General features: G+C 55.3%; 2 rRNA genes. Both read right to left on the reverse strand.

From position 1 onward, the window contains the following. Window positions 1-17 precede the first annotated feature (17 nt). A 23S ribosomal RNA gene (locus ABZ796_RS27620) occupies window positions 18-3,110 on the reverse strand. 460 nt (window positions 3,111-3,570) lie between these two features. Continuing rightward, window positions 3,571-4,018 (reverse strand): 16S ribosomal RNA (locus ABZ796_RS27625); the annotation flags it as partial.

The following is a 4,018-nucleotide window of genomic DNA, read 5'->3' on the forward strand; positions in this document are numbered from 1 at the left end:
TTTGTTGAGGGTTTATGAAAGATAAGCCCTCGGCCTATTAGTACCGGTCGGCTGGGCATCACTGCTGTACACCTCCGGCCTATCAACCCCATAGTCTGTAGGGGGCCTTAACCCATAAAGGGTGGGAAACCTCATCTTGAAACGTGCTTCCCGCTTAGATGCGTTCAGCGGTTATCACTTCCGAACGTAGCCAACCAGCCATGCACCTGGCGGTACAACTGGCACACCAGAGGTTCGTCCATCCCGGTCCTCTCGTACTAGGGACAGCCTTTCTCAAGTTTCCTACGCGCGCGGCGGATAGGGACCGAACTGTCTCACGACGTTCTAAACCCAGCTCGCGTGCCGCTTTAATGGGCGAACAGCCCAACCCTTGGGACCTACTCCAGCCCCAGGATGCGACGAGCCGACATCGAGGTGCCAAACCATCCCGTCGATATGGACTCTTGGGGAAGATCAGCCTGTTATCCCCGGGGTACCTTTTATCCGTTGAGTGACCACGCTTCCACATGCCGTGGCCAGATCACTAGTTCCGACTTTCGTCCCTGCTCGACATGTCTGTCTCACAGTCAAGCTCCCTTGTGCACTTACACTCGCCACCTGATTGCCAACCAGGCTGAGGGAACCTTTGAGCGCCTCCGTTACATTTTAGGAGGCAACCGCCCCAGTTAAACTACCCATCAGGCACTGTCCCTGAACCAGATCATGGTCCGAAGTTAGACATCTAGTACGACCAGAGTGGTATTTCAACGTTGACTCCACACACACTGGCGTGTGCGCTTCACAGTCTCCCACCTATCCTACACAAGCCGAACCAAACACCAATACCAAACTATAGTAAAGGTCCCGGGGTCTTTCCGTCCTGCCGCGCGTAACGAGCATCTTTACTCGTAGTGCAATTTCGCCGAGTCCACGGTTGAGACAGCGCCCAAGTCGTTACTCCATTCGTGCAGGTCGGAACTTACCCGACAAGGAATTTCGCTACCTTAGGATGGTTATAGTTACCACCGCCGTTTACTGGGGCTTAAATTCTGAGCTTCGCCGTGAGGCTAACCCGTCCTCTTAACCTTCCAGCACCGGGCAGGAGTCAGTCCGTATACATCGTCTTACAACTTCGCACGGACCTGTGTTTTTAGTAAACAGTCGCTTGGGCCTGGTCTCTGCGGCCCTTCACGCTTCCCCCAGCTAGTGGGTTCACGATCCGGGCCCCCCTTCTCCCGAAGTTACGGGGGCATTTTGCCGAGTTCCTTAACCATGGTTCGCTCGATCGCCTCGGTATTCTCTACCTGATCACCTGAGTCGGTTTGGGGTACGGGCGGCTCATGACTCGCTAGAGGTTTTTCTCGACAGCATAGGATCATCGACTTCACCAAACGGCTCCCCATCACATCTCAGACATACAGAGCCCGGATTTGCCTAGACTCAGTCCTACATGCTTGGCCGGCGACTACCATCGCGCCGGTTCGACTACCTTCCTGCGTCACCCCATCACTTGACTACTACACACTCGGGTCCCATGTTCCACATACACGCCTCACCCCGAAGGGATCGGTCACGCATGCTTCAGATGGTTAGCATCATGCGCCTCATCATGGGCGTCACTTCGCCGGTACGGGAATATCAACCCGTTGTCCATCGACTACGCCTGTCGGCCTCGCCTTAGGTCCCGACTTACCCAGGGCAGATTAGCTTGACCCTGGAACCCTTGATCAATCGGCGGATGTGTTTCTCACACATCATTCGCTACTCATGCCTGCATTCTCACTCGCGTACCGTCCACCGCTGGATCACTCCGCTGCTTCACTCGATACACGACGCTCCCCTACCCACCCCGGAAAACCGGAGTGCCATAGCTTCGGCGGATAACTTGAGCCCCGCTACATTGTCGGCGCGGAATCACTTGACCAGTGAGCTATTACGCACTCTTTCAAGGGTGGCTGCTTCCAAGCCAACCTCCTGGTTGTCACTGCGACTCCACATCCTTTTCCACTTAGTTATCGCTTAGGGGCCTTAGCTGATGGTCTGGGCTGTTTCCCTCTCGACAATGGAGCTTATCCCCCACTGTCTCACTGCTGCGCTCTCACTTACCGGCATTCGGAGTTTGGCTAACGTCAGTAACCTGGTCGGGCCCATCGGCTATCCAGTGCTCTACCTCCGGCAAGAAACACACAACGCTGCACCTAAATGCATTTCGGGGAGAACCAGCTATCACGAAGTTTGATTGGCCTTTCACCCCTAACCACAGGTCATCCCCTCCATTTTCAACTGAAGTGGGTTCGGTCCTCCACGCCGTCTTACCGGCGCTTCAACCTGCCCATGGCTAGATCACTTCGCTTCGGGTCTAGAGCGCGCGACTCAATCGCCCTATTAGGACTCGCTTTCGCTACGGCTTCCCCACACGGGTTAACCTTGCCACACACCGCTAACTCGCAGGCTCATTCTTCAAAAGGCACGCCATCACCCCCACTGCTGTAAACAGCCGGCCGGGCTCTGACGGATTGTAGGCACACGGTTTCAGGTACTATTTCACTCCCCGCCAGGGGTACTTTTCACCTTTCCCTCACGGTACTGGTCCGCTATCGGTCATCAAGAAGTATTTAGGCTTAGCGGGTGGTCCCGCCAGATTCACACGACATTCCACGAGTGCCGTCCTACTTGGGAAGTACATCAACCCAGCCAAACACATACGACTACGGGGCTATCACCCGCTACGGCCCAGCTTCCCAACTGGTTCACCTTCATGCTTGGTTTCTTACTGAGCTCACCGCCGGCAGACGATGAAAGACATATCCCACAACCCCGACTACCCAACAACTGCCGTCTATCACAGGTAACCGGTTTGGCCTCATCCGATTTCGCTCGCCACTACTCTCGGAATCACTATTGTTTTCTCTTCCTACGGGTACTGAGATGTTTCACTTCCCCGCGTTCCCTCCACACGCCCTATAGATTCAGGCGCAGGTAACACGACATGACTCGTGCTGGGTTTCCCCATTCGGACACCCCCGGATCAACGCTCGGTTGCCAACTCCCCAGGGCTTATCGCAGGCTCCAACGTCCTTCTTCGGCTCTTGATGCCAAGGCATCCACCATGTGCCCTTCATAGCTTATCTCTCACAAACACTCAACAAAAACAACAAACAACGACAACTCACGTCGCCGAGCTTGTCTGCGCTACGAAGACCAACACACACCAACACCCGATCAAAGATCAAAGCGCCTACAAGGTGTGTGCATTCTTATTAAACAAGATGCTCGCGTCCACTATCCAACTATCAACTCCCAGCACCTCTCGGCACCGGCCAGCCCGCACAACCCCATCCAGTGCTCATACCGAGCTCCTTCAGGCGAAGGGGGCAAGAGACAATCACGTGTGTGATTCCTCAGGGCCCAACAGTGTGTCAAGACCAACCATCACTACCAGCCACCAGGTTCCACGCCCACACCGAGGTGTGAGCAGTACTGAGATGACCAGCAGTATCCGACTGATCGTTCATCGACGATTCCACTAGCGAGTAGCACCATCACCACACAACCGAATGTTGCATGAATTCATGGCCACTTACTCCTTAGAAAGGAGGTGATCCAGCCGCACCTTCCGGTACGGCTACCTTGTTACGACTTCGTCCCAATCGCCAGCCCCACCTTCGACAGCTCCCCCCACAAGGGTTGGGCCACTGGCTTCGGGTGTTGCCGACTTTCGTGACGTGACGGGCGGTGTGTACAAGGCCCGGGAACGTATTCACCGCAGCGTTGCTGATCTGCGATTACTAGCGACTCCGACTTCATGGGGTCGAGTTGCAGACCCCAATCCGAACTGAGACCGGCTTTTTGGGATTCGCTCACCCTCACGGGATCGCAGCCCTTTGTACCGGCCATTGTAGCATGCGTGAAGCCCTGGACATAAGGGGCATGATGACTTGACGTCATCCCCACCTTCCTCCGAGTTGACCCCGGCAGTCTCCTATGAGTCCCCAACCGAATTGCTGGCAACATAGGACGAGGGTTGCGCTCGTTGCGG

This window comes from Nocardioides sp. NPDC047086 (assembly GCF_040643685.1).
Lineage (GTDB): Bacteria > Actinomycetota > Actinomycetes > Propionibacteriales > Nocardioidaceae > Nocardioides.